This window comes from Symbioplanes lichenis (assembly GCF_030709675.1).
Classification (GTDB): Bacteria; Actinomycetota; Actinomycetes; order Mycobacteriales; family Micromonosporaceae; genus Actinoplanes; species Actinoplanes lichenis.
The window spans coordinates 177,515-203,048 of record NZ_JAUZQD010000010.1; the positions used below are offsets into that span (position 1 = coordinate 177,515).

Here is a 25,534-nt window from a genome sequence, read left to right on the forward strand (position 1 = left end):
TGGAAAGGAAGAGCCGTGACCTACCCGCCGCAGGAGCAGTTCCCGTCGCCCCCGGCCCAGCCCACCGCGCCGCTCCCGGCGCCGCCGCCCTATCCGCCGGTGTCGGCCACTCCCTTCCCGGCGCCGCCCGAGCGCCGCCGCCCGGCCACCCTGGTCCTGGGCATCGCGGCCGCCCTGCTGCTCGTCTTCGGCGGCCTGATGCTCGGCCTCTACCTCAACGAGCACGGCAATCTGAACGACACCAAGGGCAACCTCCGCGACACCCGCGCCGACCTGACCGCCCAGGTCGAGGAACAAAAAGGAATCGTTTCCAGTACGCAGCAGAAGCTCGCCGACGCCGAGAAGAAGGCCGGCGACCTCACCACCCAGCTCGGCGCCACCAAGGCCGACCTCGCCGAGACCAAGGGCCAGCGCGACGTCCTCGTCCCGTGCATGCGCCGCATCCAGGACGCCTTCGACGCCGCGTCCAACGGCGACGGGGGAGGCGTCGACCGGGCCCTGCGCGGCGCCCGCACCGCCTGCGACAAGGCCGAGATCAAGGTCGACTCCTGATCGCGGAATGGCACCATACCCCCGAGACCAGTACGGATCACCGGCCCGGACACCGGCCCGCCCAGCGGCGCGGTCGTGGTCGCCGCCGCGGACGCGACCGCCCTGCTGGCCGTCTCGGCCGTCACCGTCGGCAGCGCGCTGACGCCGGCCGGAAGGACACTGCGACCATGGCGCGATGAGTCAGTACTTCGATGATGCGACGACCGGGCAGACACTGTGGAACCCGGCGACCCGGGTGGCCCAGCTGTTCTTCCGGATGACCGAGGCGCTGGTGCCGACCGCCGGCCGCCCGTGCGGGGTGGTGGACCTGCACATCGACGAGTACGCGGTCGATCCCGCCGCCTTCACCGCATTCGTCGACGAATTGGTGACGCAGTATCTCGCCGCGACTCACCCGATTCTCAAGGCGATGCTGAGGCCACAGCGGGAGGACGAAAGGGCGACGCGCCGAAAGCGCCCGTCAACCGGCGAAGCGGGAGCGTCAGCGGGCGGCGCGGTTGAGGTCGATCAGCTCGTTGAGGCTGTCGAGCGTGCGCGTGAGCCCGGCGATGTGGGCCACCAGCTTGTCGCGCTCCTCGACCAGGTGGGCGAAGGCGGCGTCGGAGGTGGCGCCGCTCGGGGACTCGAGGCACGGGAGGACTTCGAGGATCTTCTGGCTGGACAGGCCCGCGGCATAGAGACGCTGCAGGTACGCCACCCGGTCCACACCCTCCTCGGCATAGTGCCGGTGGCCGCCGGGGCTGCGGGTGCTTGCCAGCAGCCCCTGCTCCTCGTAGTACCGCAGCGAACGCACGCTCACTCCTGTCCGCGCCGCCAGGTCGCCGATCCGCATGTCGCCCCCGTCACAAAGCCTTGAATCTCACATGGATGTCAGAATCTAGCGTACTTCCATGACCTACGAGACACTGCACGTCGACGTCGAGCAGGGCGTCGCGACCGTGACCATCGACCACCCGCCGCTCAACCTGCTCGACGGCAAGCTCATTCCCGACCTCCTGAGCTTCGTGGCGCAGGTGAAGGACGACGACACCGTGCGGGTGATCGTCTTCCAGAGCGCCGATCCCGAGTTCTTCATCGCCCACGGCGACATGGGTTTCCTCACCGATCCGGGCCTGCTGACGGCGGACGGCGAATTGGTCGGCGGCACCAACCCCGTCCAGACCGTCAACGAACTTATCCGTACGCTGCCGCAGGTCACCATCGGCAAGCTGGCCGGCTTCGCCCGGGGCGGCGGCAACGAGTTCCTCATGGCGCTGGACATGCGTTTCGCGGCGATCGGGCCGGCGGGGCAGGCGCAGCCGGAGACGCTGATGGGCATCTACCCGGGCGGCGGCGGGACGAAGCTCATGCCCGAGCTGATCGGCCGCGCCCGGGCCCTGGAGCTGATCCTCGGGGGCGAGCTCGTGGGCGCCGAGCTGGCCGAGCGCTACGGGCTGATCAACCGCGCGCTGCCCGCCGCCGAGCTCGACGACTTCGTCACCACGCTGTCCCGCCGCATCGCCGCCCTGGGTCCCGCGATCATCGGCATCGTCAAGACCGCCGTCGACGCCCGGGATCTCGCCGTCGAGAGCAGCCTGGTGACCCGGCTCAACTTCCCGGACGTGGCCGCCCTGGCGACGAAACTGCTCGGCGCGGGGGTGCAGACCCGCGAAGGTGAGCGCCGGCTGGAAACGATCCTCAATGAGGTGCATCAGAGGTAACGGACGCCGGTCAGCTTCTCGGAGGCGGCCCAGAGCCGGGCGGCGACGGCCGGATCGGCGGCCTCCTTGCTCAGCCGGGCCTTGGTGACGCGCCCCCGGGTTTCGCCGAGCCCGGCCGGGCCGAAGAACTGCCCCCCGCGTACGCCGGGATCGGTCGCGGCTTTGATCTGGGGCTTCGCGCCCTGCTCGACCGATTGCGTGGCGAGCAGGCCGAGCCAGGCGACGGGCTTGCCGAGCGGGCCGAGGTGCTCCCAGGCCCGCGGCGTCAGGTTGGTGCGGGTCAGGCCGGGGTGGGCGAGCGTGCTGATCACCGGCGACCCGGCGGCGCGCAGGCGGCGGTCCAGCTCGAGGCCGAAGAGGGTCGTGGCGAGCTTCGACCGGCCGTACGCCGCCGCGGCGCGATAGTCGTGCGTACTCATCAGGTCGTCGAAGTCGAGGTGGGCGCCCTTGTGCGTGATCGAGCTGAGGCTGACGACCCGGGCCGCCGGGGCGGCCGTCAGCGCGTCGAGCAGCAGGCCGGTCAGCGCGAAGGGCCCCAGCATGTTGGTGCCCAGGTGCAGCTCGAAGCCGTCGGCGGTGGTGCGGCGCGGGCCGAGCACGACCAGGCCGGCGTTGTTGACCAGCAGGTCGATGGCCGGATGGTCGGCGACCAGCTTCGCGGCGAAGGACCGCACCGAGGCGAGCGAGGCGAGGTCCAGCTCGCGCACCTCGCCGCCGATCCGGCGGGCCACCTCCTCGCCCGCGGGAACGTTACGGACGGCCAGCACCACGTGGGCGCCACGCCGGGCCAGCTCGGTGGCGGTGACCAGGCCGAGGCCCGAGTTCGCGCCGGTGACGACGGCCGTGCGGCCGGCAAGATCGGTCATTGACTACTCCTGGAATCGGTGGGAAACGCCGACGTTAGGGGCATCGCGGCCAGGTTCCCTGGTCCTGCGGGACCTACCCTGCGGGTCCGGCCGGGCGGCACACTGGGACCATGACCCATCCGTACGCCCGGGAGCTCGGCGACTTTCTGCGCGCTCGCCGGAATCGGTTGCAGCCCGCTGACGTCGGCCTGGAACCCGGTGGCAGACGCAAAGTCACCGGGCTGCGGCGCGAGGAGCTGGCGCTGCTGGCCGGCCTGAGCACCGACTACTACCAGCGGATGGAACAGGGCCGGGAGGTGCGCCCCTCCGACGACGTGCTCGACGCGCTGGCCGGGGCGCTCGGGCTCGACGACGAGGAGCGCCGGCACCTGTTCGCCCTCGCCCAGGCGGCCCGGCGGCCGGTGCCCGCCCCGGCCGGACGTACTCCGGAATCGGTTCCCGAGAGCACCCGCCGGCTGCTGCGGCTCATGGACACCCCGGCGGTCGTCCTCGGGCGGCACCTCGACCTGCTCGACTGGAACCCGATGGCCGAGGCGCTGCTCGGCGATCCGGGCCTGGTGACGCCCGACCGGCTCAACATGTTGCTGCTGCTCTTCGACGACACGCTGACCAACCAGCGCAGCTGCACCGACTGGGAGCGGCAGGCCCTCGAGTACATCGGCATGATGCGCGCCGCCGTCGCCACCGACCCGGCCCATCCGCGCGCCACCGCGATCGTGGGCGAGCTGAGCATTCGCAGCGCCGAGTTCCGCCGTTTGTGGGCCCGGCACGACGTCCGCGAATCGGTCCGGGGCGCCAAGACGTTCCGCGTTCCCGGCATCGGTGACATCGGGCTCGATTGGGACACCTATCCGTTGCCCGGCAACCCCGGCCCGGTCATGCTGGTCTACACCGCCGCGCCCGGCACTCCCGACGCGGACCGGCTGCGCCTGCTCGCCACGATGCACGCCACGCGGAAAGCGACGGAAAGGTGACGGACCTTGCCGGCGTCACCGTGCGCCGGCGGGGACGATCGCGCCTGGCCCGGGTGTAGCCAGGGCACATCGCAGGTGAACCGCCTGCACGCGGGCCCGGCCGCTGCCAGGCTGGACGCGTGACCGAACTGCTCGTCGTCATCGTCACCGGCCTCGTGGTGATCGCCGCGGCGACCGTGGCCGGGCCGCGCCTGGGCATCGCGGCGCCGCTCGTCCTGGTCGCGATCGGCGTCGGGGCGAGCTTCCTGCCGGTGTTCGCGGCCGCGCACATCGAGCCCGAGTGGATTCTCGAGGGCGTGCTGCCGCCGCTGCTCTACTCGTCGGCGGTGTCGATGCCGGCGATGAACTTCCGCCGCGAGTTCGGCGCCATCAGCGGCCTCTCGGTGCTGCTCGTCGTGGGCAGCGCGCTCGCGCTCGGGCTCTTCTTCATGTACGCGATCCCGGGGCTCGGCTTCGCGTACGGCGTCGCCCTCGGCGCGATCGTCAGCCCGACTGACGCCGTGGCGACCTCCATCGTCAAGCAGACGTCGGTCTCCCAGCGCGTCGTGGCGATGCTCGACGGCGAGAGCCTCCTCAACGACGCGACCGCGCTCGTCCTGCTCCGCACGGCGATCGTCGCCACGGCCGCGACGTTCTCGTTCTGGGCGGCGGCCGGCACGTTCGCGTGGTCGGTCGTCGTCGCCCTCGTCGTCGGCGGGCTCGTCGGGCGCCTCAACCTCGTGGTGCGCCGGCGGGTCACCGACCCCGCTGTGAACACTGTCATCTCGTTCGCGGTGCCGTTCCTGGCGTCCGTGCCCGCGACCCTGCTCGGCGGCTCCGGCCTGGTCGCCGCGGTCGTCGCGGGACTCGTGACCGGCATCCGCGCGCCCCGGGAGCTCTCCCCGCAGAACCGGCTGTCGGACACCCAGAACTGGCGTACGGCCGAACTGGTCCTCGAAGGCGCGGTCTTCCTCACGATGGGCCTGCAGATCAAGGGGATCATCGCCGACGTCGAGCAGGACCACGCCGGGGTGGGCACCGCCGTGCTCGTGGCGGCCGGCGCGCTCGTGCTGACGGTGCTGGTGCGGGCCGCGTACGTGACCCTGCTGCTCGCCGCCCTCGCCCGCCGCGCCCGGCACGGGGCCGGCATGCGGTCGATGCTCCAGGACATGCACGACAAACTGGGCACCTCCGAGGGCAAGCAGGAAGCGTTCAAGGAAGTCAACGCCCGGCGCCGGCGCGAGCCCTCCGAGCGCGACCTCGACATGTTCTCCCAGCGCGTCATCACCGGCCTCGCGAACATCGACTATTTCCTCCGCCAGCCCCTCGGCCCACGCGAGGGCATCGCCGTGGTGTGGGCCGGCATGCGCGGCGCGGTGACCGTGGCCGCCGCCCAGACCCTGCCCGAGGACACCCCGCAACGGCCGGTGCTCGTCCTCGTCGCCTTCGCGGTCGCCGCCCTGTCCCTGCTCGTCCAGGGCGGCACGATCGGCCCGCTGCTGCGCCGCATCGCGCCGCCGGCGGACCAGGCGGCGCTCGACGCCCACCGGACCGAGGAGCGGGACAGGCTCTTCACCCTCATGCGTACGAGCGTCGAGTCCGTGCCCGCCCCGCCGGAGAACGACTTCCTCGCCGCCAAGGAGCACCGCCTCGCCGTGCTGGCCGCGCAGCGGGAGGCTCTCCTCGACGCCCGTGACCACGGCACCTTCGACGCGGAGGTGCTAAGCAACGCCCTCGCCAACCTCGACGCGTCCCAGATCGACCTGGAACTCCGCGGGAAGCTCGTGTAGCCGGCCGTTCTCATGCCGCCACTCAGCTCACGCAGGTCGGCGTCAAACGATTCTCGTTGCGGCCGCCTTCCATGGCCGCGGGCGGGGCGGCGTCGCGGCCGTGGTCGCGGGCCGTAAATAGGCGGTGCTTCGGGCCGGGACTCGGTAGCGTGCCGCATCGATGGCGACTTTCGTGCACTTGACCACGGCGCGGGCGGCTCGGGGCATCGAGCGCTAGGGCATCGCCGCGCGCAGCCACGGGCGGGCCGGCGCGCGCGGGGTCTACTGCATGCCGGTGTTGCCGTCGTTCACGCTCACCCATCAGTGGACGCGTGAGCTGCGGCGCTGGAAGCCGGGCGTGCTGGTCGCCGTGCATCTGCGGCTGCCCGACGACGAGCCGGTGACCGTCGGCCACTACGGCGCCGCGCCCGAGCTGGTCACCGCCGCCGCAGCAGCCGGCCGGATCGCGGCCCTCGACGACCCGCGCGGTCACGAAGTTTTCGTGCCCCGCGCGGTCGCCGTCGCCGAGGTCCGCCGGGTTCGGGACATTCCGCAGGGCACCGGCTGGCGCTACGTCCCGGGCGCTCACGGCAGGCGGCCGTGCGGCTGTCCGGTCTGCGTGGTCCCGGGCGCCTACAAGGGCGCCGCCATACGCCGCCGCTACGCCGCGCTCTGAGCCGCCCGCCCGGCGGATTCAGCCGCAGCAGACCTGGTTGCGGCCGGCGCGTTTGGCGGCGTAGAGGCGTTCGTCGGCTCGGGCCAGGCCCTCCGCCACGCTGGTGCCCGGCCGGATCTCCGCCAGCCCCAGGCTGATGGTCACGTTCAGGCCGGGCTGCACGTTGTCCCAGGGGTAGCCGGCGATCTGCGCCCGGAGCAGCTCGCATTGCATGCGGGCCGTGGCCACGTCCACCGCGTTGAAGGCGATCAGGAATTCCTCGCCGCCGAAGCGGGCCACCAGGTCGGTATCGCGCAGATTCTCCTGCAGGACCGCGGCCATGCGGCGCAGGACCTCGTCGCCGATCAGGTGGCCGTGTTCGTCGTTGACCTTCTTGAAGTGGTCGACGTCGGCGACGGCGACGCAGAAGGGGTGGCCGGCGGCGGCGAGTTCGGGCAGGCGCTGGTCGACCGAGCGGCGGTTGGGCAAGCCGGTCAGGGCGTCCTCGGCGGCCTGGCGCTGCCAGAGCACATTGTCGGCGGCCAATTCGGCGTTGCGAGTACGTTCGAGTTCCGCTTCCAGCCGGGCGTTCTCCGCCTCGAGCCGCGCATTATCGAGCTCGAAATGGTGCACGGCCATCCGGGCCCGCGCGGCCGCCGTGTCGTTGTGGGCCTCCCGTTCCAGCTCGTGGAAGGACCGGTAATGCGCGAGCGCGGCGCCGAAGTCGCCCGTCTCCTCGTACGCCAGAGAAAGCTCGTGATGAATCTCCATGGCCATCGGCTTCTCGCCCGCGTCGAGCGCGCATCGCAACGCCTCGGTCAGGCCCACGATGGCGTCGGCGGACTGGCCCCGCATCAGGCGTACACGGGCCAAATGGCGCAAGGCGGCCAGCTCGAGCGATCGGTAGCCGCCCGTCACCGCGATCTGCCGCGACTGCTCGATGAGTTCGGCGGCGGCATCGAGGTCGCCGGAGAGCGCCCTCAGCATGCCCAGATTGTCCAGGCTGATCGACTGCCGGAACGGGTGGTCGGCGGCCCGCGCCAGCGACAGGGCCTCGATCACACAATCAAGAGCCTTCGCCAGCGTACGGTCGGCCGCCGCGAATTCCCCGAGCGAACGCAGACGCTGCACCTCGTACACGCCGTTGTCACCGACATTGTTGAGAATGCAGAAACGGGCCTCGGCGTCCATGCCCTCGGCCATCGTCAGCGCCCGCATCAGATAGTGGGTGCTCAGCTCGTGGTCGCCCATGCTCCCGTGGACGACGCCGGTGCGGTTGTGCACCCAGAAAAGCAGTCCGTTCTCGCCGAGCCGCTGCGCGATGTCCCGCCCCCGGGCCAGTGCCTCCAGGGCCTCCTGGTGCATGCCGAGGTCGTTGAGGGACATGGCCAGGACGGTCAGCACCTCACAGATCGCATACTCGTCGCCGCGGAACTCGAGAATGGCGACCGCCTCCCGGCACGCCGCGATGGCGTCCTCCTGGCGGCCGAGGCGGAGCAACTGATTCGCGTACGACCGGAGGGCCGCGGCCTGTCCCGCGCTGTCCCCGGTCGCGCCGGCGAGGGTGGCGGCCTCCTCCGCGATGGCGCAGCCGCCACGGTAGTCGCCGGCCAACCGGCGGTCCTCAGCGCGCAGGAGCAACGTGCCGACGGCCTCGCTCACGGCTACCTCCCCTCGCCCCGGTCAGGCCGCCCCCATCGGCGTACGGCGGCCTGGTCTGAGGTTTTGTAGGGTGTGATCCGTGCGCGACGGTCAGGTCGGCCCGGGCCTGGCCCTGGCGTTGGTGTCGGCGGCGACGTTCGGGACGTCCGGGTCGTTCGCCCGGTCGCTGATCGACGCGGGATGGTCGGCGGAGGCCGCCGTGACCGTCCGGGTCGGCATCGCCGCGGTCCTCCTCGCCGTGCCCGCCCTGCTCGCCCTGCGCGCCCGCCGGCCCCGGGCGAGCGCCGCGCGCGACACGAAAAAGCACGACCGTGCGACGAACGACGGGGAAAAGCACGACCGTGCTGCCAGCGATCCGGAGAAGCACGAGCCGGCCGCCGCCGGCACGAGAAGCAGGCGCGGCACGCTCGCGGCGATCGGGCTGTTCGGCCTGCTGGCGGTGGCCGGCGCGCAGGTCGCCTACTTCAACGCCGTGCGCTACCTGCCGGTCGGCGTGGCGCTGCTGCTGGAGTACTCGGGCATCATCCTCGTCGTGCTGTGGATGTGGGTGCGCCACGGCGACCGCCCCCGCCGGCTCACCCTCGCCGGATCGGCGGCCGCGGCGGCGGGCCTGGTCCTCGTGCTCGACCTCGCCGGGGGAGCGGACCTCGACCCGGCCGGCGTGGCGTGGGGCCTGGTCGCGGCGGTCGGCCTGGCGACGTACTTCGTGGTGTCCTCGCACGTCGGCCCGGAGCTGCCCGCGGTGACCCTGGCCTGCGGCGGCATGGCTTCCGGCGCCCTGATCCTGGTGCTGCTCGGCGCGGTCGGCATCCTGCCCCTGCACGCCTCGACCGGCCCGGTGTCCTTCGCCGGTCAGCAGGTCAGCTGGCTCGTCCCGGTGGCCGGGCTGGCCGTGCTGGCGGGCGCGGTCTCGTACGTCTCGGGCATCGGCGCCGCGCGAGCCCTCGGCGCGGCGCTGGCCTCCTTCGCGGGCCTGACCGAGGTGCTGTTCGCGGTCCTCTTCGCGTGGCTGCTGCTCGGCGAACTGCCGACGCTCCTGCAGGCCGTGGGCGGCGTGTTCGTCCTGGCCGGCATCGCCCTGGTCCGCCTCGACGAGCTCCGCCGCGGCGGTGCCCCGCACAGCGATCGCGTCCCGGATGGTGGCGAGCAGCTGCTGCGGCCTGAGTAGGCCGCGGTGACCGCATCGGCCAGGCGGCCGGTCTTCAGCGGCTCGGGGCGCAATTCGTTCACCGAGCGCCGGGTCTCGGTCAGGCTCTCGCGGATCGACCGATCTCCCGGGCGGGCGGTGGAATCGGTTTCTGCGTGAGTCAGTGGAGCGACTCCACCGATCGGTGGAGCGGCTGGGCTCGTGGCGCGGCTCGCCGGGCGCGTTGCGGGGGGCCCGGCGAGCCGTACCGGAAACGGTGTCAGTTGGTGAAGACGGCCGGTGAGCCGGTCGCCGTGCTGTCCAGGACCGGCGCGTAGCGGGCGGTGAAGAAGCCGCTGCCCGGGCACGTGACCGGGCCGGAGAACTTCGTGAAGGCCTGGTCGGCGAACGAGATCGAGTTGTCGGCGTTGGCGGAGACGCCGGTGATGGCGTTGCCGACGGCGCGGTAGACGCAGGTGACCGAGCCGAGGATCGTGCCCAGGCTCAGCGTGGTCTGCACCGGGGCCGCGTCCGTGCCGGAGACGGTCACCGTGCCGGAACCGCTTTCCACCGTGGTGGCGAACGGGGTGTTGTTGACCGTCACGCTGTTCACGCGGGTGACGCCGAGGATGTTCGAGGTGCACGCGGCGAACGTGTGCGCGGTGACCGACTCCGACGCGACGCCCGGCGCCTCCGGGTTGTCGGTGACGGTCGCGGTGAAGGCGGACTGGCTGCACTTGATGCCCGTGCTGCCGCCGGCCGCGGTGGCGAAGTCGGCGGTCGTCCCGGCGGCGACCGAGGCGGTCAGCACGTCACCCACGGCGACGGCGGTGCCGCCCGGGGCCTCGACGGTCAGAACGGTGGACGCCGCGGCGGGCTCGTCGGCGGCCCACGCGGGACTGCCGGCGAAAGCGGCCGCGGTCACGACAGAGATCACAACAATGCTTCGGTACGCGCGCATGACTCTCCCTGCGGGGAAGTGGACGGAATTAGCGCTCGATACCGACGCCGACGCTCGACTCGTCGGTTTATAGACCTTCTCCGGTCGTAACGTCAAGGCAAGAAATATGTAACACCTCAGGACTTGCAATCCTGGGGTCACGCCTCTTGACCCGCTTCCTACCGAGCGGTAACTTCGCCGCACCGACATTGACGCCCGGCTATGCCACATCCGCCACTCATGTCGACTCAGGAGCGACCGATGTCCCTTGACGAATCACCACCCCCGCCGCAGTCCGCACCCGCGCCGGATTCTCCGCCCGCGCCGGAGTCCTCGTCCGCGCCGGAGTCTTCACCCGCGCGGAGCGGGGTGCGCTGGAAGCGCTTCGGCGGAATGTTCGCCCTGACCACGGCGCTGACCGCCGGTCTCGTGGCCCTGACCGCCCAGGGCGTGCTGGCCGCGAACTTCTCGATCTCCGGCATGCCGTTCACCGTCACCGCCACGCATCTGCACGGCGACGGATTCGAGCAGTTCGCCGCGCTGGACACCATGATCGAGGACAGCCCGAACGCCGGCGACACCGGCGGCCAGGTCGTCGTCATCGTCTCGGCGATCGACAAGGCGAAACTGACCAAGCTGTGCCAGAGCGTGTCCCTCGGCGGCATGTTCCTGAAGATCACCGCCGGCGACGGTGCCACGCCCGTGAGCGCCGACAGCCTGGTCGTCGACTCCGATCTGATCGCGGGCGACACCGATTTCAAGAACATCGACATCGGCCAGGATGCCAGCACCTTCGACAAGGTCAACGACCGCCGCAACGGCGGCAAGGTCAAGGGCGGTGAGGGCGTCTTCGGCCAGCAGGCGGACACCGTCGACATCGACAACCTGCGGCAGAACAACTACGCCACCACGGCGGCCAAGTTCACGCTGCCGCACCTGCGCATGACCTTCACCGGCGACGGCTGCTGACCATGAGCGGGCGGACGTCCTCCTTCACCCGATGGCGGCGCGCCCGCCCGTTCTCCGGCGGCCTGCTCGTCACCCTGGCGGGCGCGGAGATCCTGGTCACCGTCAAGGCCCCGCTGCCGGTCGTCGTGCACGTCGGCATGCAGGGCCTGGCCGGCTACCTCGTCCCGCTGCTGCTCCTGCTCTGCGGCGTGCTCCTGCTCGTCAATCCGGAGCAGCGGCTCTTCTACTCGCTCGTGGCCGCGGGCCTGTCGCTGGCCTCCTGGCTCACCTCGAACCTGGGCGGCTTCGTCGTCGGCCTGCTCCTCGGCCTGATCGGGAGCTCGCTCGCCTTTGCCTGGTCGCCCACCGCCCGCCGCCCCCGTGAGAACAGCAGCGCCTGATCACCGTCAGCGCGTCTCGGTGCCGGCTTCCGCGCCGGCGCCGGGGCCCGGCTTCCCGGGGTCGAGCGCCGGCCTCCCGGGGTCGAGCGCCGGCCTCCCGGGGTCGAGCGCCGGCTTTCCGGGGCCGGTCCGCTCGGCGGCGTGACCGTCCCCGGCCGCGTGGCCGGCCTTGCGGCGGTGGAGCGTGAATGTCATCACCACCACGACGAGCGCGCCGACGATCAGGCCGAGGATGGCGCTGGCGATCGTGTTGACGAGCCAGCCGACCAGGCCGCCGAGGGGACCCGTGGCGTCGTGGGCCGCCTCCTCCAGGTGGTGCACATTCTCGTAGAGGAAGTGCAGGCCCAGCTCGTCCGTGCCGACCAGCAGAATGTGCCCGCCGACCCAGAGCATCGCGGCGGTGCCCACCACCGTCAGGACGCTGAGGACCACGGGCATCGCCTTGACCAGGCCGCGCCCGAACGAGGCGATCGCCCCGGGCAGCTGCGACAGGCGCAGCCCCGCGTCGTCCATCTTCACGATGAGCGCGACGGCTCCGTACACAAGAATGGTCATGACCAGCGCGACGACCGCCAGGATCGCCAAGCGGGACCAGAAGGGCTCGTCGATCACCTCGTTGAGCGTGATGACCATGATCTCGCCCGACAGGATCAGGTCGGTGCGCACCGCCCCGGAGATCAGGCTCTTCTCGTCCTTGGCGCCCTCGTCGGCGCCGTGCGCGTCGTGGTGGGCGATCTTGGCCCAGACCTTCTCCGCGCCCTCGTAGCAGAGGAAGGCGCCGCCGAGCATGAGGATCGGCGTGAGCAGCCACGGCACGAACTGGCTCAGCAGCAGCACCGCGGGCAGGATGATCAGGAACTTGTTGCGCAGCGAACCCAGCGCGATGCGCTTGATGATCGGCAGCTCGCGCTCGGCGGCCAGCCCGCGCACATATTGCGGGGTCACGGCGGCGTCGTCGATCACGACTCCCGCGGCCTTGGCGCCGGCCTTCGCGGCGGCGACCCCCACGTCGTCGAGCGAGGCCGAGGCGGCGCGCGCCAGCACGGCGACGTCATCCAGCAGGGCTACGAGTCCACCGGCCAAGGAGATCCTTCCAGAGTCGAGACGGCTGCCCTATTCTCGCGGCTGTTCCTGAACGCTGCCTGGAACTTTGCTGTAACAGACAGCCTCGCTGCCGGCTGTCGGCTGTCGGCGCGACCGCGCAGCGATGGGCCCGCTGGTCGGGGGCGATGCCGGGTGACCGCGACGTCACGCAAAGAAATCCTGATCTTCCGGCAGCGGGCGGGCCGGCCCAGCGCGTTGAGGGGGAGGAGTTCCCCCCAGCTCGAGGAGTCATCGCATGGCGTTGCCCCGGAATCGCAAGCGCATCCTGACCGTGACGGCGGTGGCGGTCGCGGCCGTCGTCGCCGCCGGGGTCGGCATCGGTACCGCCGACGCCGGCATCCGGCCCTGGTCGGGCGGCAAGCATCGGCCTTCGCCGTCGGCTTCCCAGGCTCCCGTACGGACGCCGAGCGCGACCCCGGCCCGCACGGCGACCACCGCTGTCCCGTCCCCGTCGGCGACCCGGACCGCGACGGCGACCCGGACCGCGACGGCGACCCGGCCGGCGGCGACCACCGCGCCCGCGACCAGCGCCCCGGCGACGAGTCCGAGTGCCGGCCCAAGCCCGAGTGGTTCGGCGACGTGGGCGCCGCCGCCCGGCAACGCGGGCTTCGACTATCAGATCGGCAAGCCGTATGCGCCGCCCGCCGGCGTCACCGTCGTCAGCCGCGACCACGACGCCGCGCCGGCCGCCGGGCTCTACAACGTGTGTTACGTCAACGGCTTCCAGGCGCAGGCCGAGGCGCTGTCCTGGTGGCAGGCCAATCACCCCGACCTGCTGCTGCGCGACAAGAACGGCAAGGTCGTCATCGACAAGGACTGGAATGAGGCCCTCCTCGACTACTCGACCGCTACCAAGCGGACCGCGCTGACCTCGGTTGTCGGTGAGTGGATCGACCAGTGCGCGACCAAGGGCTTCCGCGGCCTGGAGATCGACAATTTGGATTCGTACACCCGTTCGAATAAGCTTCTGACCGAGTCGCAGGCGGTGGCCTACGCCGCGTCGCTGAGCGCCCATGCGCACGGCAAGGGCCTCGCCGTGGCTCAGAAGAACGCTGCCGAGCTCAGCACCGCCGACGCCCGGCAGGCCGGGTTCGACTTCGCCGTCGCCGAGGAGTGTGCCGATTGGGACGAGTGCGACAACTACACAGCGACCTACGGTGACCACGTCCTGGTGGTGGAGTACAGCGAGGCCGGTTTCGCCAAGGCCTGCGCCGCGTGGGCCAGTAGGCTCTCGATCGTGCTGCGCGATGTCGACGTGACCGGTCCGGGCTCGGGCTCCTACGTCTTCAAGAGTTGCTGAGTCCCCAGCCCCATGCCGCCGTGCCGACGAGGACTCGGGTGCCCGCTCCGGGCGCCGGGGTGCTCCGGCTCGCGCACCCCTCGGGTGTCCGGGGGTTCTGGCCCGCGTCGCCTCGCTTCCGGTCGTGGCTGGTGCCGGTGCGTCGGCAGCCGGAGGCGACGGATGGCGGGCGGGGCGTCGGCGCTGTCCTGCGAGCGGCGATGAGGGTGGGCCGGCCGGGAGCGGGCGAGTCGCCGGGTGCATCGCCGGGCGCGTTCGGGGCGAGCCACGTCGCGCATCCGGGCGGGGCCGGGGCGGACGCCCGCGAGCTGGCGGTCGCGGGGGCGGCGGGGGACGGGGAATACGCGGCCTTCGACGACTTCGTGCAGAGCCGGGGCTGGGCGTTGCTGCGGTTCGCGTACGTGCTGTCGGGCGACGCACACCTCAGCGAGGACCTGGTGCAGGAGGTCCTGGCCCGGATGCACCGGCGGTGGGACAAGATCACCGCGATGCAACATCCCGAGGCCTACGTGCGGACGGCGATCGTGCGGCAGTTCCTCTCCTGGCGCCGGCGGCGGTCGGCGGGCGAGGCGATCGTCGCCGAGGTGCCCGAGCCGGCCGGGACCGAGCCCCAGCAGCGGGTGCTCGCCCGGGACCAGATGTGGCGCCTGATGGCCGGGCTGCCCCGGAGCCAGCGGGCCGTGCTCGTGCTCCGCTTCTACTGCGACCTGCCGGACGACGAGATCGCGGCGCTGCTGGGCTGCGGCGAGTCCACCGTCCGCTCCCAGGCGTCCCGGGCGCTGGCCCGGATGCGCGGCCTGCTCACCGATCAGGAGGTGCGGGGCGATGGATGAGCTCGACCGGCTGCTCGCCGAGACGATGCACGAGGCGGCGGGGCGGGCGCCCGCGGACGACCGGTTACTGAGCACGGTGCATCGGCGGTCGGACCGCTACCGGCGGCGGCGGACAGCGGCCGGGGCGTCGGCGGTGGCGGCGGCGATCGTGGTGGGAGTTCCGGCGGTGGCCGTGGTGGTGGGGCGATCGGGGGAGTCCGCGCCTCCGGCCACCTCGACCGCCACGGTGGCGCCAACGGCTTCCGGGCGGGCGGTGCGGCTGGTGGAGGGCTACTCGGCTCCGGTGTTCCCGTACACGCTGCCGGCGACTGAGGGGATGCGGGCGCCGGTCGCGTCGGTGGAGAGCGGTTCGCTGCGGGCGTTCTTCGAGGCCACCGAGCAGCTACGGCACGCGGACACCACGGTCACCGTCTCGAGCCGGGAGCCCGTCTTCACGACGGTGGCCACGGAGACGGCGGTGCAGGTGCGGGGGCGTGCGGGCACGTTGCGTACCGTCGATGTGGAGCCGGCCCGGCAACTGACGGTGACCTGGCAAGAGGCGCCGGGGCGGTGGATCCAGCTAGCGACCGACGATACCTACACGGCGCAGCAGGTCGTGGGGCTCGCCGACTCGCTGACCGCAGCGTCGGTGGCCGTGCTGCCGCCGTTCGAGCTGGATCTGAGCCCGGCCGGGTTCGTGACGGACACGATCACCGCGTCGAGGATGACCTTCCGGCCGTCGGCCACCGCGCCCGACTCGGAGCGGATCGAGGTCGTGCTGCGCAAGCGGCGGGAGCTGAGCGGGATCAACGAGAAGGTCGGCGGGCGTCGCGCGGTGCTCAGCCACGACGGCGGCGGAGCGCTGCTGGCCGTGGACGTCACCGACTGGGACGCGACGCTCGAGGTGACGGCCGGCGCCGGGCTGGAGCTGAGCGACGACGAGCTGGTGCGGTTCGCGGCGGGCGTACACATCCTGAATCGGTCGGATCCCGAGTAGGGAACTGTTGCGGCCGGATCTTCGGGGGAGGGTGACCGGTTCTGATCACCGGACGCGGGCGCCGTCCTGGCCGCCGGGGGGCGGGCGCTGTCCTCGATCGGGTGGCCGGAGGGCCGACGGTGGTGCGAGGGCGGCCGCCGGCACCGCAGAATCGGGCGGTGACGTGGGGGCTGGGGAACGCGCGCCGGAGCAAGGCCCGATGGGCGGTCACGGAGCCGGGGCATGGGCGCCGCGAAGCCGTAAGTTCGGACACGGCCCGGCCCGCGCCCGGGCGCAACGTCGTCGGTCCGATCCGCAGTGCGGCTGTCATGGCGCGGCCGGCGACGGGGTGGCCCGGCGTGGCGCGGCGGGTGACCGTGCGGCCGGTCGTTGCCGCGGTGCTGGGGGCGGCGATGCTGGACTGCTCGGCGGCCGTCGCGGCACCCGTTCCTGGGCTTGTCGCGGCGCCTGATGCCCGGTCCGGCGCGGTGCCGGGTGCGGCGGCCGGTGCGGCGCCCGGGGATCAGGCGCCGGGGGAGACGCTGCGGATCATGCCACTCGGGGATTCCATCACCCGGGGCACGGGAACGCCGGGGCTCGGGTCGTATCGCGACGATCTGGCCATGCATTTGTCCGGCGCCGGATTGCGGATGGATTTCGTCGGATCGCAGCGCAACGGAATGAGCGCCGACCGGGATCACGAGGGGCACGGCGGGGCGGCGATCGAGGAGCTGGGGGAGAAGGTCGACGGTTGGCTCGACGAGTACGAGCCCGATGTGATTCTGCTGCACGCCGGCACGAACAATGTGACCCGGGGCGAGGACGCGGCGACCATTCTGGCCAAGCTCGATGTGCTGCTCGATCAGGTGCGGGCGGCGCGGCCGGAGGCGTACGTCTTCGTGGCTCAGATCATCCTGTCGCGCGTGCCCGAGGAGGCGGAAACGGCGCAGGTCTACAACGCGCTCATTCCGGCGCTCGTGGCGCGGCGGCAGGACAGCCGGATGTTCGTCGTCGACCAGTCGAGCGTGACGGGGATCGATCTGCACGATCTGCGCCACCCCGATCAGTTCGGGTACGAGAAAATGGCGTGGAACTGGTACCAGGCGCTGGCCCGCACGTTTCCGTTGCCGATCGAGTCGGGGCCGAACCCGTACCTGATGACCGAGACGCGCCGCTGCCTGGCCCAGAAGGTGGTCGTCGACGGCGAGGTCAAGCATCGCACCGAGTGCCGGACGTGGGTGCTGCGCGACCAACCCGACGGTTCCCGGCAGTGGCAGACGCTGCGCCGCCGCGTCGTGACGGTCGACGGCGAACCGCGCGTCGTGGAGTACTGGACCGGACCCGGCGACCTCCTCAACGTGTGACGCGCCGCTGTCGCGCGGCACCGCCTTGGCCCGCAGCCCCACCCGGGTCCGCGGATCACGGGGTCACGCCGGCGACTTCGAGGGTCTGCACCGAGGCGGCGGGGAAGGCGAGCCGCACTGTTTTGCCGGTGAGGGACACGTCGGTGCGGCGGGTGTAGCGGTCGCTGCCCGCGGGCACGGTGGTCCATCGGGTCACGCCCCCGGCGACCGTGGAAAAGGCGGACAGGTCGAAAGTCAGCGTCTGCGCGGCGCCGGTGTTGACGGCCACGATGATCAGCCGTTTCCCGGCGGCGTCATAGGCGGCGGCGGTGTTGCCGTCAGGCGTGCCGATGACGCGCATGCCCGGGCGGATGTGCCGAGTGAAATGCGCGAGGACGTGATATTTCACTTCGACTGCTCCGGGCGTACGCGATGCGGGGTCGTATTTGATCGTGCCCCACCCGGACGACGGGTCCATCACCTGCCAGTAGACCCACGCGGTGGGGTGCAGCCACGTCCAGTCGAGGCAGAGGTTCTTGGCCATGGTGAGTCCCGTGCCGTCGCTGTCGCCGGTCTCCGAGTTCCAGAGCACCTTGCCGGCGGCGCGGACGTCGGTGAAGAGCAGGTCGCGCCGGCCGCCGCTGCCCTGATAGCCGTGCACGTTGACCTGCCGTACGAGAGCGCGGGTCGTCGCGTCGAAGCTGGCGAACGTGGTCCGGGCCAGGTCGTAACTGGTCTCGTCGGAGGCGGACAGCCCGATGCCGGTGAGGCCCTGCGCGTCCAGGGCGCTGCGCGTGTTCGCCAGCACCGTGCGCTGGATGCTCGCGTCGATGTGGCAGCCCTCCTGCGTGCCGGTGTCGGTCCACCACGCCGAGGACGGCTCGTTGAAGGGGTCGACCGTCCGGAACGTCACGCCCCAGTTGTCCCGGGCGCGCCGCGCGACAGCGGCGAGGTGATAGCCGTGCTGCGCGTAGTTCCAGGACTGGAGGTTGTTGCCGCCGCCGGCTGCCCCGGACGGGTTGTGGTTGAGGCACATCCACCACATCGGGGAATTGGCGAAGAGCTCGCTGATCGCCCCGCGCTGGGTGGCCTTGACGAGGGCGGCGCGCTGGTTGGCGTCGGCGTTCCAGTTCCAGGCGCTGGAACCGGTGTCAGTGTTGTTCCAGTCCTGCCAGAAACCCTCGATCTGTTTGAACGCCGGGATGTTGGGCGACGCCACCATGCTGCTGCCGGCGACGGTGTTCCAGCTGCAGGCGCCCAGGTTGTAGCGCGCGATGGTCAGCCCGAGCCCGGGCAGCGCGGTGCCGTTGTAGGTCACCGTTTTCGTGGTGAAGAACAGGTCGGCGAAGTCGTCCCGGTTGCCGAAGACGTTGGCCCACCACGCGAGCGACGTGCCCCACCCCTCCCAGGCCCCGAAATCGTTGGCCGGGGTGAGGGTGACAGTGGCGTCCGCGAAGGCCGCGGTGCCCCCGGCGAGGGTGGTGCCGGCGGCCGCGGCTGCCGCTCCGATCACGGCTCTGCGGGTGACCATCGAGCACCTCCTGGGAACGTTTCCAGCGTGTTCCGGCAGTCTCCGCTGTCGCGCCGAGCACTGTCAATCCATTGACAAATGTCGATTAATGACGCCGGGCTCCGGCCGGAACCGGAACCCGGCGGGGACTTACGAGAGAGTGATGGCGTCCAGCTCGGCGTAGCCCGTGCCGCCGCCGTAGTTCGGGGCGCCCTTCGCGAGCCGGATCATGTTCCAGCCGGCGTTGAGGGTGACCGTCGCGTTGACCGAGGCGCCGAAGGAGCCCCACGCGCCGGTTGGCGGATAGGTCACCGTGCTGAAGGCGCCGCCGTTGCAGGCGAGCCCCTGAGTGGCGTTCGCCCCGGTGGCGTTGGCGTAGCGGATGTTCATCGTGTACGCGCGGGACTGCGGCACGTTGACGAGGAAGTCCACGAACGAGGCGTTGCGCGCGTTCGCCGACCCGTCGATCTGGCCGGCGTAGCCGCCGTTGGATGCCGACGACGACGAGAAGCGGCCGGCGTTGACGACCGTGGCGTTCTCGGCCTCGTACCGTTGCTGCCAGGTCGCCGCCCCGGAGGCGGGAGTGATCAGCAGCTGGTAGGAATCCCAGGCGTGCATGTCGTTGACCGGCACGCTGATGCTGCCGCCGGAAACGGTGTAGGTCGCCGACGACACGGCGATCGGGGCGCTCTGGTTCGTGGTGCGCCCGGTGATGCCGCTGCGGGACAGGGTCACGCGCACCTGCGAGCCGAGCGCCCCGAGCCCGTTGACGCGCACGGTGTTGTTCCCGCTGTCGCCGCCGAGGACCACGTTGACGAACTTCCGGGTCGGATCGTAGGCGGCCACGCCCTCGAGCCACGATCCTGGAATCGTTTGCACGATGTTCCCGGCCATGTCGCCGTACCACTTGTAGGTCCAGTAGGACGACGTCGGCGCGTTGTTGTGCAGCAGGCCGTTGAGTGTTCCGGCCTCGTACCAGTAGGCGCGCTCGGCGTCGCGGATGCCGTGGCGCTCGAAGACCGCCATGTAGTGCACGGCGACGCTGGGGATGTCCACCTGGCTCGGGGAGGCGTACTCGTTGATGGAGATCGGCCGGGGCGAGATGCCCAGCGACGACTCGAGGGCCCGGTAATCGGCCACGTGGGCCTGGACGTTGAGATAGCTGTCGTTGTCGAGCTCGTGCCACACGACGACGTCCGGCAGCGTGTTCGTGTTGCGGGCGTTGGTCAGGAAGTCGGTCATCCAGCCGCGGTTGTAGACGGCGTGGCTCGGCCCGACGATCGGGGTGACCGGGTCGAGCGAGCGGATCAGCCGGTAGGTGCGGGTCCAGCCGGCGGTGAACGAGCCGGCCGCTGCCGTGTTCCAGGTCCAGTCGGGCTCGTTCCAGAGCTCGTAGCCGTCGACGTTCGTGGTGCCGGTCGCGGCCAGGCGGGCCTGGACCATCGTGCGGACCTTCGCCTCCCAGTCGGCCCAGCTGACCCATCGGTACGGGAAGTTCGGGTAGATGTCCGGCAGCCGCCAGAACTGCTGGGCGCCGGCGCTGGTCACCTTTCCGGCCACGAGCGCGCCGTCGCAGCAGGGGGTGGTCGCCCCGTTGCCGAGCTGCTGGGTGCCGGGCGGCGGCTGGGTCAGGTGGTTCAGGCGCAGCGGATACATCTGCGCCAGCGGTGGCTTGGAACCGGTGTCAGTGGCGTACAGGCCGCCGGAGGCGACGTGCGTGACGGGCCGCACGACGGTGCCGACATTGACGGTGAGGGTGTTGCCGGCCGCCTGGGCGGGCTGGGGGAGCGCGACGACGGCGAGGACGGTTGCGGCCGCCGCGGCGACGGTTCTTCGGATGTGCACGGTGACACTCCTGCGCGGTTGGGGGTGTGGACGGTTACTCCTCCCGTGCGGCCAGCGGAATCCAGACCCGCATGGGCCCGGGCGCCCGGTTGGCCCACAGGAAGTAGGGGATGGCGGTGACGGTCACGCTTTTCTCCGGTACGGCCGGAGGGGCGGCCGGCGTCCGGTAGAGCTGGTGTTCCGGCGGGCGCACCCGGGCGCTCACGAGCAGGCCGTGGCCGTCCGTGATCCGGGGCGGCGCGGCCGGGTCGAGCTCGAGGTCCTCCAGGTCGTCGTCGAGGCCGGCCTGCTCCAGGCAATAGACGACCGGCCCCCGCGCGAGGGCCGCGGCGCCCCGCACGGCGTCGACGCGGGGATGGGCGGTCACCAGCCGGGGCGGCATGGGCAGCGTCAGCACCACCTGGTCACCAGCCCGCCAGGTCCTTCGCAGGCGGAGGCGTCCGGGCGCGACCGGCTCGCCGTCGACGTCGGCCGTGGTGCACCAGGCCGGGATGCGCACCGACAGCTCCCACGGCTCCGCGGTCGTCTCCGTCACGGTGATCGTGACCCGCGCGTCCCAGGGATAGGCGGTGTCGATGCGCAGCGTGCGGCCGGCGGCGTGAATGGTTCCCGGCGCATACAGATGCAGTTGCACCTCGTCGGCGTCGCCCGTGGCCACGTAACTGTGCAGCGAGGCCATCAGCCGGGCGAGGTTCGGTGGGCAGCAGGCACAGGAGTACCAGGGCAGCCGTTGCGTCGGCGCGTCCTCGTGCGATCCGTCGTGCCCGGCGCGCAACTGCAACGGATTGGAGTAGAAGAAACCGATTCCATCGACTGCGGTGCTGGCCGCGATTCCGTTGTACAGCAGGCGTTCCAGCTCGTCGGCGTACTTGCTGTCGCCGGTCGCCAGCAGCAGGCGCCACGCGAGCTGGAAGCCACCGATCGCGGCGCAGGTCTCCGCGTAGGCGCGGTCGGGCGGCAGCTCGTACGGATCGCCGAACGCCTCGTCGCGATGGCGCGACCCCTGCCCGCCGGTGACGTACGTGCGGCTGGCCAGGGCGGACTCCCACAGCCGTTCCGCCGCGGCGAGCAGCTCGTCGTCGTGGGTCTCGACGGCCACGTCCACCGCGCCGGCGAGCAGGTAGAGCTGGCGCACCACGTGCCCCGTGACCTCGGTGGCTCCGCGCAACGGCTCGTGGTCCTGGAAGTAGCGTGGCCCGAACCGGCCCTCGCCGAGCACGCCCCGGCCCCGGTTGTCGAGGAGACGAGCTGCCAGGTCCAGGTACGGCCGGTGCCCGGTCACGCGGTAGAGCTCGGCGAGCGCGGTCTCGATCTCGGGATGCCCGTCCACCTCGGGCGACTGCCCGAACCGTTGCACCAGCAGGTCCGCGAACCGGCGGGCGACGGTCATCACCTGCTCGGCCGGCGGATCGCCCGGGGCGCTGCGGACGGCGGCGACGGCGGCCTGGATCAGATGTCCCGCGGTGTACATCTCGTGGCTGAAGTGCAGCTCCGCCCACTGCTCGTCGCGATGGTCGCCCTGGTAGTAGGAGTTGAGGTAGCCGTCCGGGTCCTGCGCCTTCTCCAGCAGCTCCGCGACCTCGGCGACGAACTCCGGCAGCGCGGGTGAGGAAGCATCGCCGGCCCCCGCGCGGCCGTGTTCCCAGAACGCCGCCTCGAGGGTCTTGTGCACGTCGGTGTCGGCGAACCACATGCCGCGGAAGTCGCCCTCGGCGTCGCCGGTGATGCGGCGCAGGTTGGCCAGGTTCCCGTACGCGTCGAGCTGGGTGACGCAGTGCGGCAGGGTGGCCGCGGCGTTGCGGGCCTGCCAGCCGCCGAGCAGCCCGGCCGCGCCCAGCCGCACCGCGTTCGCGGGCAGCGGCCGGAACACGGAAACCGATTCCGGCGTGGGCACGACGGGTCCTTGAATGTCGGTCATGCGCGGTCCTCAGTCCTTCACGGCGCCGGCAATGACGCCGGCGGCCACGTAGCGCTGCGCCAGGATGAGCAGCAGCGTCGCGGGAATCGACGCGATCACGGCGGTGGCCATGATGGCGTTCCATTGCTGGTTGTTGTTGCCGATGTACTGGTAGATCCCCAGGGTGATGGGGCGCAGGCCGCCCCCGCCGTCGAGCGTGGTGGCGAAGACGAAGTCCGACCACGCCCACAGAAATGCGAAGAGGCTGACGGTGACGACGGCGTTGCGGCTGACCGGCAGGACCACCGAGACGAAGGTGCGCCACCGGGTCGCGCCGTCGATGAGCGCGGCGTGCAGGAGTTCGTCGGGGATGCCGGCCATGAAGGCTGTGAAGATCAGCACGCCGAACGGCACGGCGATCGTCGAGTCGGCCAGGATCAGTCCGGGAACCGTGTTCAGCAAGCCGGCGCGCAGATAGATGGCGTAGAAGCCCATCGCCATGATGATGCCCGGGATCATCTGCGCGACCAGGAGCACGAAACCGAGCACACCACCGCCGCGCGGGCGCAGCTTCGCCAGCGCGTAGCCGGCCGGCGCCGACAGCACCAGCGTGAGCACGACCGTGCCCAGCCCGATCAGCAGACTCGTGCCCAGATAGGGCAGCTGCTGGTCGAGCACCGCACGATAGCCCTCCAGCGTCCCGTGGAAGGGAAAGACGTGCGGTGGATCGGCGCGCATGTCCGAGTCCCGGGTGAACGAGACATTGAGCATCCAGTAGACCGGGAAGAGCATGATCGCCGTGAACAGCAGTCCCAGCACCGTCTTCCACGAGCGCGTCATGACACGCTCCGGCGCTGGATGCGGATGTAGAACAGTCCGGCGATCAGCGCCATGACGATGAGCAGGTTGCCGACCGCGGCGCCCGGCCCGAACTCCGGGAGCAGGCTGCCAAAGCTGAACTGGTAGGACCATGTGGCGAAGGTCGTCGACGCGTTCGCCGGGCCGCCCTTGGTCATGATCCAGATCAGGTCGAACACCTTGAGCGTGTAGACCAGGCCGAGCAGGAGCGTGATCGCGGAAACCGGCTTCAGCAACGGGAACGTGATGCGCCAGAAGCGTTGCACGCCCGTGGCGCCGTCCAGGGCCGCGGCCTCGTAGACCTGGGCGGGAATCGTTTGCAGCCCGCTGTAGAGCACGACCAGGTTGAAGGGCACGCCGATCCAGATGTTGGCGATGATGACGCTGACCAGCGCCCAGTCGGGCGACGTCAGCCAGTTGACCGGGCCGGCGCCGACCAGGCCCAGGGCGGCGTTCACGATGCCCGAGTCACTGTTGAGCATCCAGGACCAGGTCGAGGCCGACACGATCAAAGGCAGCAGCCACGGTACGAGGAACAGCGCGCGCAACGTCGCGGACAGCCGGAAGTTCTGGGCGAAGAACACCGCCAGCGCCATGCCGAGCGCGAACTGCACCGCGATCGAGGCGAACGTGAACACCAAGGTGTGCAACAGGGCCGGGACGAACGTCGGGTCGCCGGTGACCGTCCGATAGTTGTCCAGTCCGCTGAACGGGGCGTCGCCGCGCACGAAGGACCGCACGGTGTAGTGGCGGAGGCTCAGATCGAGGTTCCGATAGAGCGGATAGGCGTAGAAGGCCAGCAGGTAGATGACGACCGGGGCGAGAAAGGCCCACGGGGCTGTGCGTGTCTGCCACCTGGAAGTTCTCGTGGAGCGTCCCGGTGCCGCAGTCGTAACGGCGCGGGACGGTGCCGGCGGTCTGCTCCGCGCAGTGTGCTCGGGGATCTCGGGGACGGCGGTCACTTCGCGGCGGCCGACTGTGCCGTGGCGAGCGCCTGCTGCGGTGTGCTGGAACCGCTGAGCGCGGCCTGGAACGCGGTCCAGAGCGGCTGGGAGATCTTCGGGTACTTCGTACCGAGGTTGTCACTGGTCCGGCCCTTGGCGGCGCCGACCGCCTCGACCCAGACCTTCAGCTCCGGATTCTGCGCCACCTGCTTCTCCTGGACGGCCTTGGTCGCCGCGATGTACGAGAGCGTGGTGTCGGTGGTGAGCGCGTTGTCCGTACTCGTCAGGCAGGCGATGATCTTCTGGGTGACGGCGTAGCGGCCGGTGTCGTCCTGGACGGGCGCGGTGACGAACTCGCCCCCGGTGGGCGCCGGGGCGGTGCCTCCCGCGGCGGACGGGATCGGGATGATGCCGTACTCGAAGCCGGTCTTCTTGGCATTGGCGAGCTGCCAGGTGCCGTTCTCCCCGAAGGCGAAGTTCCCGGAGGCGAATTCCTGCCAGCTCGTGGTCTGCGTGTTGTTGAGGACCGAATTGGGCGCCAGGCCTTGCTTCACCCAGTCCGTCCACAGCGTCAGCGCGGCGCCGGCCTGCGGGGAGTCGAGCTGCGTCAGCTGAGCGCCGGATCCCCAGAACCACGGCAGGAACTGGAAGCTGCCCTCCTCGGTGCCGATCGCCGAGAACGTGATGCCCTTCTTGCCGGTCGCCTTCACCTTCTGCAGGGCCGCGGTCAGCGCCGTCCAGTCCTTGATCGTGGCGGGATCGACCCCGGCGGCGCCGAGAACCTTCTTGTTGTAGTAGAGGGCGAGCGTGTTGGCGCCGATCGGGACGCCGTACGTCTTGTCGCCGAGCCGGCCGGCGGCGAGCAGGTTGGGCTCGATCGCCGTGGTGTCCGCCTTGATCTCCTCGGGGGTCGTCAGCGCGCCCGCCTCGGCCAGTGTGGACACGACGGGGTTGTCGACCACGAGGACGTCGGGCGAGTTGCCCTGCTGAGCGGCGAGCAGCGCCTTGTTGGTGAGGTCGGTGGTGTCGTAGCCGGTGCGCTTCACGGTGACGCCGGCATCGGTTCCACACTTCGTCAGCAGTTGCACCCAGCCGGAGCTGCCGTCGAACTGCGGGTACGGGTCCCAGATCGCATAGCTGGAATCGCTGGAACTGGTTTCTTCCGTTCCGGAGGAGCAGGCGGGGAAGGAGACGAGCAGAGTTGTCGCAGCCGCGGCGGTGATCCAGCGCCGTACCGTCATGTCGGCATCCTTGTCCAGGCAGCAGGAAACTGAAGGAAATCGATTGCCTGCACGCTAGGGCCGGAGTTGCACGGATGTCAATGGATCGTTACCGTTCGATGACGGCAACCCGGAAAACGCGGAGGAAACCCT

General features: G+C 70.9%; 23 protein-coding genes and 1 pseudogene. 13 read left to right on the forward strand and 11 right to left on the reverse strand.

Going from position 1 to position 25,534, the window contains the following annotated elements; all coding sequences use genetic code 11:
• The first annotated feature begins 15 nt into the window (after positions 1 to 15).
• Both RAN62_RS24555 and RAN62_RS41240 read left to right on the forward strand, forming a co-directional pair.
• Positions 16 to 552 (forward strand): hypothetical protein, encoded by a 537-nt coding sequence (locus tag RAN62_RS24555; protein ID WP_305787101.1) that lies wholly within the window; start codon positions 16 to 18, stop codon positions 550 to 552.
• A 175-nt stretch (positions 553 to 727) separates the two neighbouring features.
• Positions 728 to 955 (forward strand): annotated as a pseudogene (locus RAN62_RS41240) (DUF6086 family protein); the annotation flags it as partial.
• Between the two features lie 78 nt (positions 956 to 1,033).
• On the opposite strand, the gene RAN62_RS24560 reads toward RAN62_RS41240, so the two are convergent.
• Entirely contained in the window at positions 1,034 to 1,384 is a 351-nt protein-coding gene (locus RAN62_RS24560; protein WP_305787102.1) for a MerR family transcriptional regulator, read from the reverse strand.
• Positions 1,385 to 1,442: 58 nt separating this feature from the next.
• Here RAN62_RS24560 and RAN62_RS24565 point away from each other — a divergent pair, with 58 nt between their 5' ends.
• The gene (locus tag RAN62_RS24565; RefSeq protein WP_305787103.1) at positions 1,443 to 2,252 is read left to right on the forward strand and encodes an enoyl-CoA hydratase/isomerase family protein; all 810 of its coding nucleotides are present in this window, start codon (positions 1,443 to 1,445) and stop codon (positions 2,250 to 2,252) included.
• Here the strand turns inward: RAN62_RS24565 and RAN62_RS24570 are convergent.
• Positions 2,243 to 3,118, reverse strand: a complete 876-nt coding sequence (locus RAN62_RS24570) for an oxidoreductase (protein WP_305787104.1) — start codon at positions 3,116 to 3,118, stop codon at positions 2,243 to 2,245. The genes RAN62_RS24565 and RAN62_RS24570 overlap by 10 nt on opposite strands.
• Before the next feature lie 110 nt (positions 3,119 to 3,228).
• Between RAN62_RS24570 and RAN62_RS24575 the strand changes: the two genes are divergently transcribed.
• From RAN62_RS24575 to RAN62_RS24585, 3 genes are all read left to right on the forward strand, one after another.
• Positions 3,229 to 4,092 (forward strand): helix-turn-helix transcriptional regulator, encoded by an 864-nt coding sequence (locus tag RAN62_RS24575; protein WP_305787105.1) that lies wholly within the window; start codon positions 3,229 to 3,231, stop codon positions 4,090 to 4,092.
• 119 nt (positions 4,093 to 4,211) lie between these two features.
• A complete protein-coding gene (locus RAN62_RS24580) occupies positions 4,212 to 5,861 on the forward strand; it encodes a cation:proton antiporter (protein ID WP_305787106.1) in 1,650 nt (549 codons plus the stop codon).
• Positions 5,862 to 6,129: 268 nt separating this feature from the next.
• A complete protein-coding gene (locus RAN62_RS24585; RefSeq protein ID WP_305787107.1) occupies positions 6,130 to 6,516 on the forward strand; it encodes a hypothetical protein in 387 nt (128 codons plus the stop codon).
• An 18-nt stretch (positions 6,517 to 6,534) separates the two neighbouring features.
• Here RAN62_RS24585 and RAN62_RS24590 read toward each other — a convergent pair whose 3' ends face one another.
• On the reverse strand, positions 6,535 to 8,157 hold the full coding sequence (locus RAN62_RS24590) for a diguanylate cyclase (RefSeq protein ID WP_305787108.1): 1,623 nt from the start codon (positions 8,155 to 8,157) through the stop codon (positions 6,535 to 6,537).
• 79 nt (positions 8,158 to 8,236) lie between these two features.
• Between RAN62_RS24590 and RAN62_RS24595 the strand changes: the two genes are divergently transcribed.
• Positions 8,237 to 9,325: an EamA family transporter gene (locus RAN62_RS24595; RefSeq protein ID WP_305787109.1), complete on the forward strand. Its 1,089-nt coding sequence runs from the start codon at positions 8,237 to 8,239 to the stop codon at positions 9,323 to 9,325.
• A 238-nt stretch (positions 9,326 to 9,563) separates the two neighbouring features.
• Here the strand turns inward: RAN62_RS24595 and RAN62_RS24600 are convergent, their stop codons facing one another.
• On the reverse strand, positions 9,564 to 10,208 hold the full coding sequence (locus RAN62_RS24600) for a Tat pathway signal sequence domain protein (protein WP_305787110.1): 645 nt from the start codon (positions 10,206 to 10,208) through the stop codon (positions 9,564 to 9,566).
• Positions 10,209 to 10,592: 384 nt separating this feature from the next.
• On the opposite strand from RAN62_RS24600, the gene RAN62_RS24605 reads away from it, so the two are divergent.
• Both RAN62_RS24605 and RAN62_RS24610 read left to right on the forward strand, forming a co-directional pair.
• Positions 10,593 to 11,192 (forward strand): DUF6230 family protein, encoded by a 600-nt coding sequence (locus tag RAN62_RS24605; RefSeq protein ID WP_305787111.1) that lies wholly within the window; start codon positions 10,593 to 10,595, stop codon positions 11,190 to 11,192.
• Between the two features lie 2 nt (positions 11,193 to 11,194).
• Entirely contained in the window at positions 11,195 to 11,572 is a 378-nt protein-coding gene (locus RAN62_RS24610; protein WP_305787112.1) for a DUF6114 domain-containing protein, read from the forward strand.
• A gap of 6 nt (positions 11,573 to 11,578) precedes the next feature.
• Here RAN62_RS24610 and RAN62_RS24615 read toward each other — a convergent pair whose 3' ends face one another.
• On the reverse strand, positions 11,579 to 12,655 hold the full coding sequence (locus tag RAN62_RS24615; protein ID WP_305787113.1) for a DUF808 domain-containing protein: 1,077 nt from the start codon (positions 12,653 to 12,655) through the stop codon (positions 11,579 to 11,581).
• Positions 12,656 to 12,911: 256 nt separating this feature from the next.
• Here RAN62_RS24615 and RAN62_RS24620 point away from each other — a divergent pair, with 256 nt between their 5' ends.
• The 4 genes from RAN62_RS24620 to RAN62_RS24635 all read left to right on the forward strand — a co-directional run bounded on the left by RAN62_RS24620 (position 12,912) and on the right by RAN62_RS24635 (position 17,128).
• Positions 12,912 to 13,976: an endo alpha-1,4 polygalactosaminidase gene (locus RAN62_RS24620; protein WP_305787114.1), complete on the forward strand. Its 1,065-nt coding sequence runs from the start codon at positions 12,912 to 12,914 to the stop codon at positions 13,974 to 13,976.
• Positions 13,977 to 14,176: 200 nt separating this feature from the next.
• The gene (locus RAN62_RS24625) at positions 14,177 to 14,809 is read left to right on the forward strand and encodes a SigE family RNA polymerase sigma factor (RefSeq protein ID WP_369077199.1); all 633 of its coding nucleotides are present in this window, start codon (positions 14,177 to 14,179) and stop codon (positions 14,807 to 14,809) included.
• Entirely contained in the window at positions 14,802 to 15,785 is a 984-nt protein-coding gene (locus tag RAN62_RS24630; RefSeq protein WP_305787115.1) for a hypothetical protein, read from the forward strand. The genes RAN62_RS24625 and RAN62_RS24630 overlap by 8 nt, the downstream gene beginning before the upstream one ends.
• 158 nt (positions 15,786 to 15,943) lie before the next feature.
• A complete protein-coding gene (locus RAN62_RS24635; protein WP_305787116.1) occupies positions 15,944 to 17,128 on the forward strand; it encodes an SGNH/GDSL hydrolase family protein in 1,185 nt (394 codons plus the stop codon).
• 55 nt (positions 17,129 to 17,183) lie between these two features.
• Here the strand turns inward: RAN62_RS24635 and RAN62_RS24640 are convergent, their stop codons facing one another.
• The 6 genes from RAN62_RS24640 to RAN62_RS24665 all read right to left on the reverse strand — a co-directional run bounded on the left by RAN62_RS24640 (position 17,184) and on the right by RAN62_RS24665 (position 25,402).
• Positions 17,184 to 18,638 (reverse strand): glycoside hydrolase, encoded by a 1,455-nt coding sequence (locus tag RAN62_RS24640; RefSeq protein WP_305787117.1) that lies wholly within the window; start codon positions 18,636 to 18,638, stop codon positions 17,184 to 17,186.
• Between the two features lie 129 nt (positions 18,639 to 18,767).
• On the reverse strand, positions 18,768 to 20,462 hold the full coding sequence (locus RAN62_RS24645) for a carbohydrate-binding protein (protein WP_305787118.1): 1,695 nt from the start codon (positions 20,460 to 20,462) through the stop codon (positions 18,768 to 18,770).
• Positions 20,463 to 20,496: 34 nt separating this feature from the next.
• On the reverse strand, positions 20,497 to 22,380 hold the full coding sequence (locus RAN62_RS24650; RefSeq protein WP_305787119.1) for a glycoside hydrolase family 127 protein: 1,884 nt from the start codon (positions 22,378 to 22,380) through the stop codon (positions 20,497 to 20,499).
• Positions 22,381 to 22,389: 9 nt separating this feature from the next.
• On the reverse strand, positions 22,390 to 23,199 hold the full coding sequence (locus RAN62_RS24655; RefSeq protein WP_305787120.1) for a carbohydrate ABC transporter permease: 810 nt from the start codon (positions 23,197 to 23,199) through the stop codon (positions 22,390 to 22,392).
• A complete protein-coding gene (locus RAN62_RS24660; protein WP_305787121.1) occupies positions 23,196 to 24,179 on the reverse strand; it encodes a carbohydrate ABC transporter permease in 984 nt (327 codons plus the stop codon). The genes RAN62_RS24655 and RAN62_RS24660 overlap by 4 nt, the downstream gene beginning before the upstream one ends.
• Positions 24,176 to 25,402: a sugar ABC transporter substrate-binding protein gene (locus tag RAN62_RS24665; RefSeq protein ID WP_305787122.1), complete on the reverse strand. Its 1,227-nt coding sequence runs from the start codon at positions 25,400 to 25,402 to the stop codon at positions 24,176 to 24,178. Before RAN62_RS24665 ends, RAN62_RS24660 begins: the two co-directional genes overlap by 4 nt.
• Between the last annotated feature and the right edge of the window lie 132 nt (positions 25,403 to 25,534).

Coding starts and splice junctions, on each gene's coding strand:
- RAN62_RS24560 (WP_305787102.1), bottom strand. CDS start 1,384: ATGCGGATCGGCGACCTGGCGGCGCGGACAGGAGTGAGCGTGCGTTCG.
- RAN62_RS24565 (WP_305787103.1), top strand. CDS start 1,443: ATGACCTACGAGACACTGCACGTCGACGTCGAGCAGGGCGTCGCGACC.
- RAN62_RS24570 (WP_305787104.1), bottom strand. CDS start 3,118: ATGACCGATCTTGCCGGCCGCACGGCCGTCGTCACCGGCGCGAACTCG.
- RAN62_RS24575 (WP_305787105.1), top strand. CDS start 3,229: ATGACCCATCCGTACGCCCGGGAGCTCGGCGACTTTCTGCGCGCTCGC.
- RAN62_RS24585 (WP_305787107.1), top strand. CDS start 6,130: ATGCCGGTGTTGCCGTCGTTCACGCTCACCCATCAGTGGACGCGTGAG.
- RAN62_RS24610 (WP_305787112.1), top strand. CDS start 11,195: ATGAGCGGGCGGACGTCCTCCTTCACCCGATGGCGGCGCGCCCGCCCG.
- RAN62_RS24620 (WP_305787114.1), top strand. CDS start 12,912: ATGGCGTTGCCCCGGAATCGCAAGCGCATCCTGACCGTGACGGCGGTG.
- RAN62_RS24625 (WP_369077199.1), top strand. CDS start 14,177: ATGAGGGTGGGCCGGCCGGGAGCGGGCGAGTCGCCGGGTGCATCGCCG.
- RAN62_RS24630 (WP_305787115.1), top strand. CDS start 14,802: ATGGATGAGCTCGACCGGCTGCTCGCCGAGACGATGCACGAGGCGGCG.
- RAN62_RS24640 (WP_305787117.1), bottom strand. CDS start 18,638: ATGGTCACCCGCAGAGCCGTGATCGGAGCGGCAGCCGCGGCCGCCGGC.
- RAN62_RS24650 (WP_305787119.1), bottom strand. CDS start 22,380: ATGACCGACATTCAAGGACCCGTCGTGCCCACGCCGGAATCGGTTTCC.
- RAN62_RS24655 (WP_305787120.1), bottom strand. CDS start 23,199: ATGACGCGCTCGTGGAAGACGGTGCTGGGACTGCTGTTCACGGCGATC.
- RAN62_RS24665 (WP_305787122.1), bottom strand. CDS start 25,402: ATGACGGTACGGCGCTGGATCACCGCCGCGGCTGCGACAACTCTGCTC.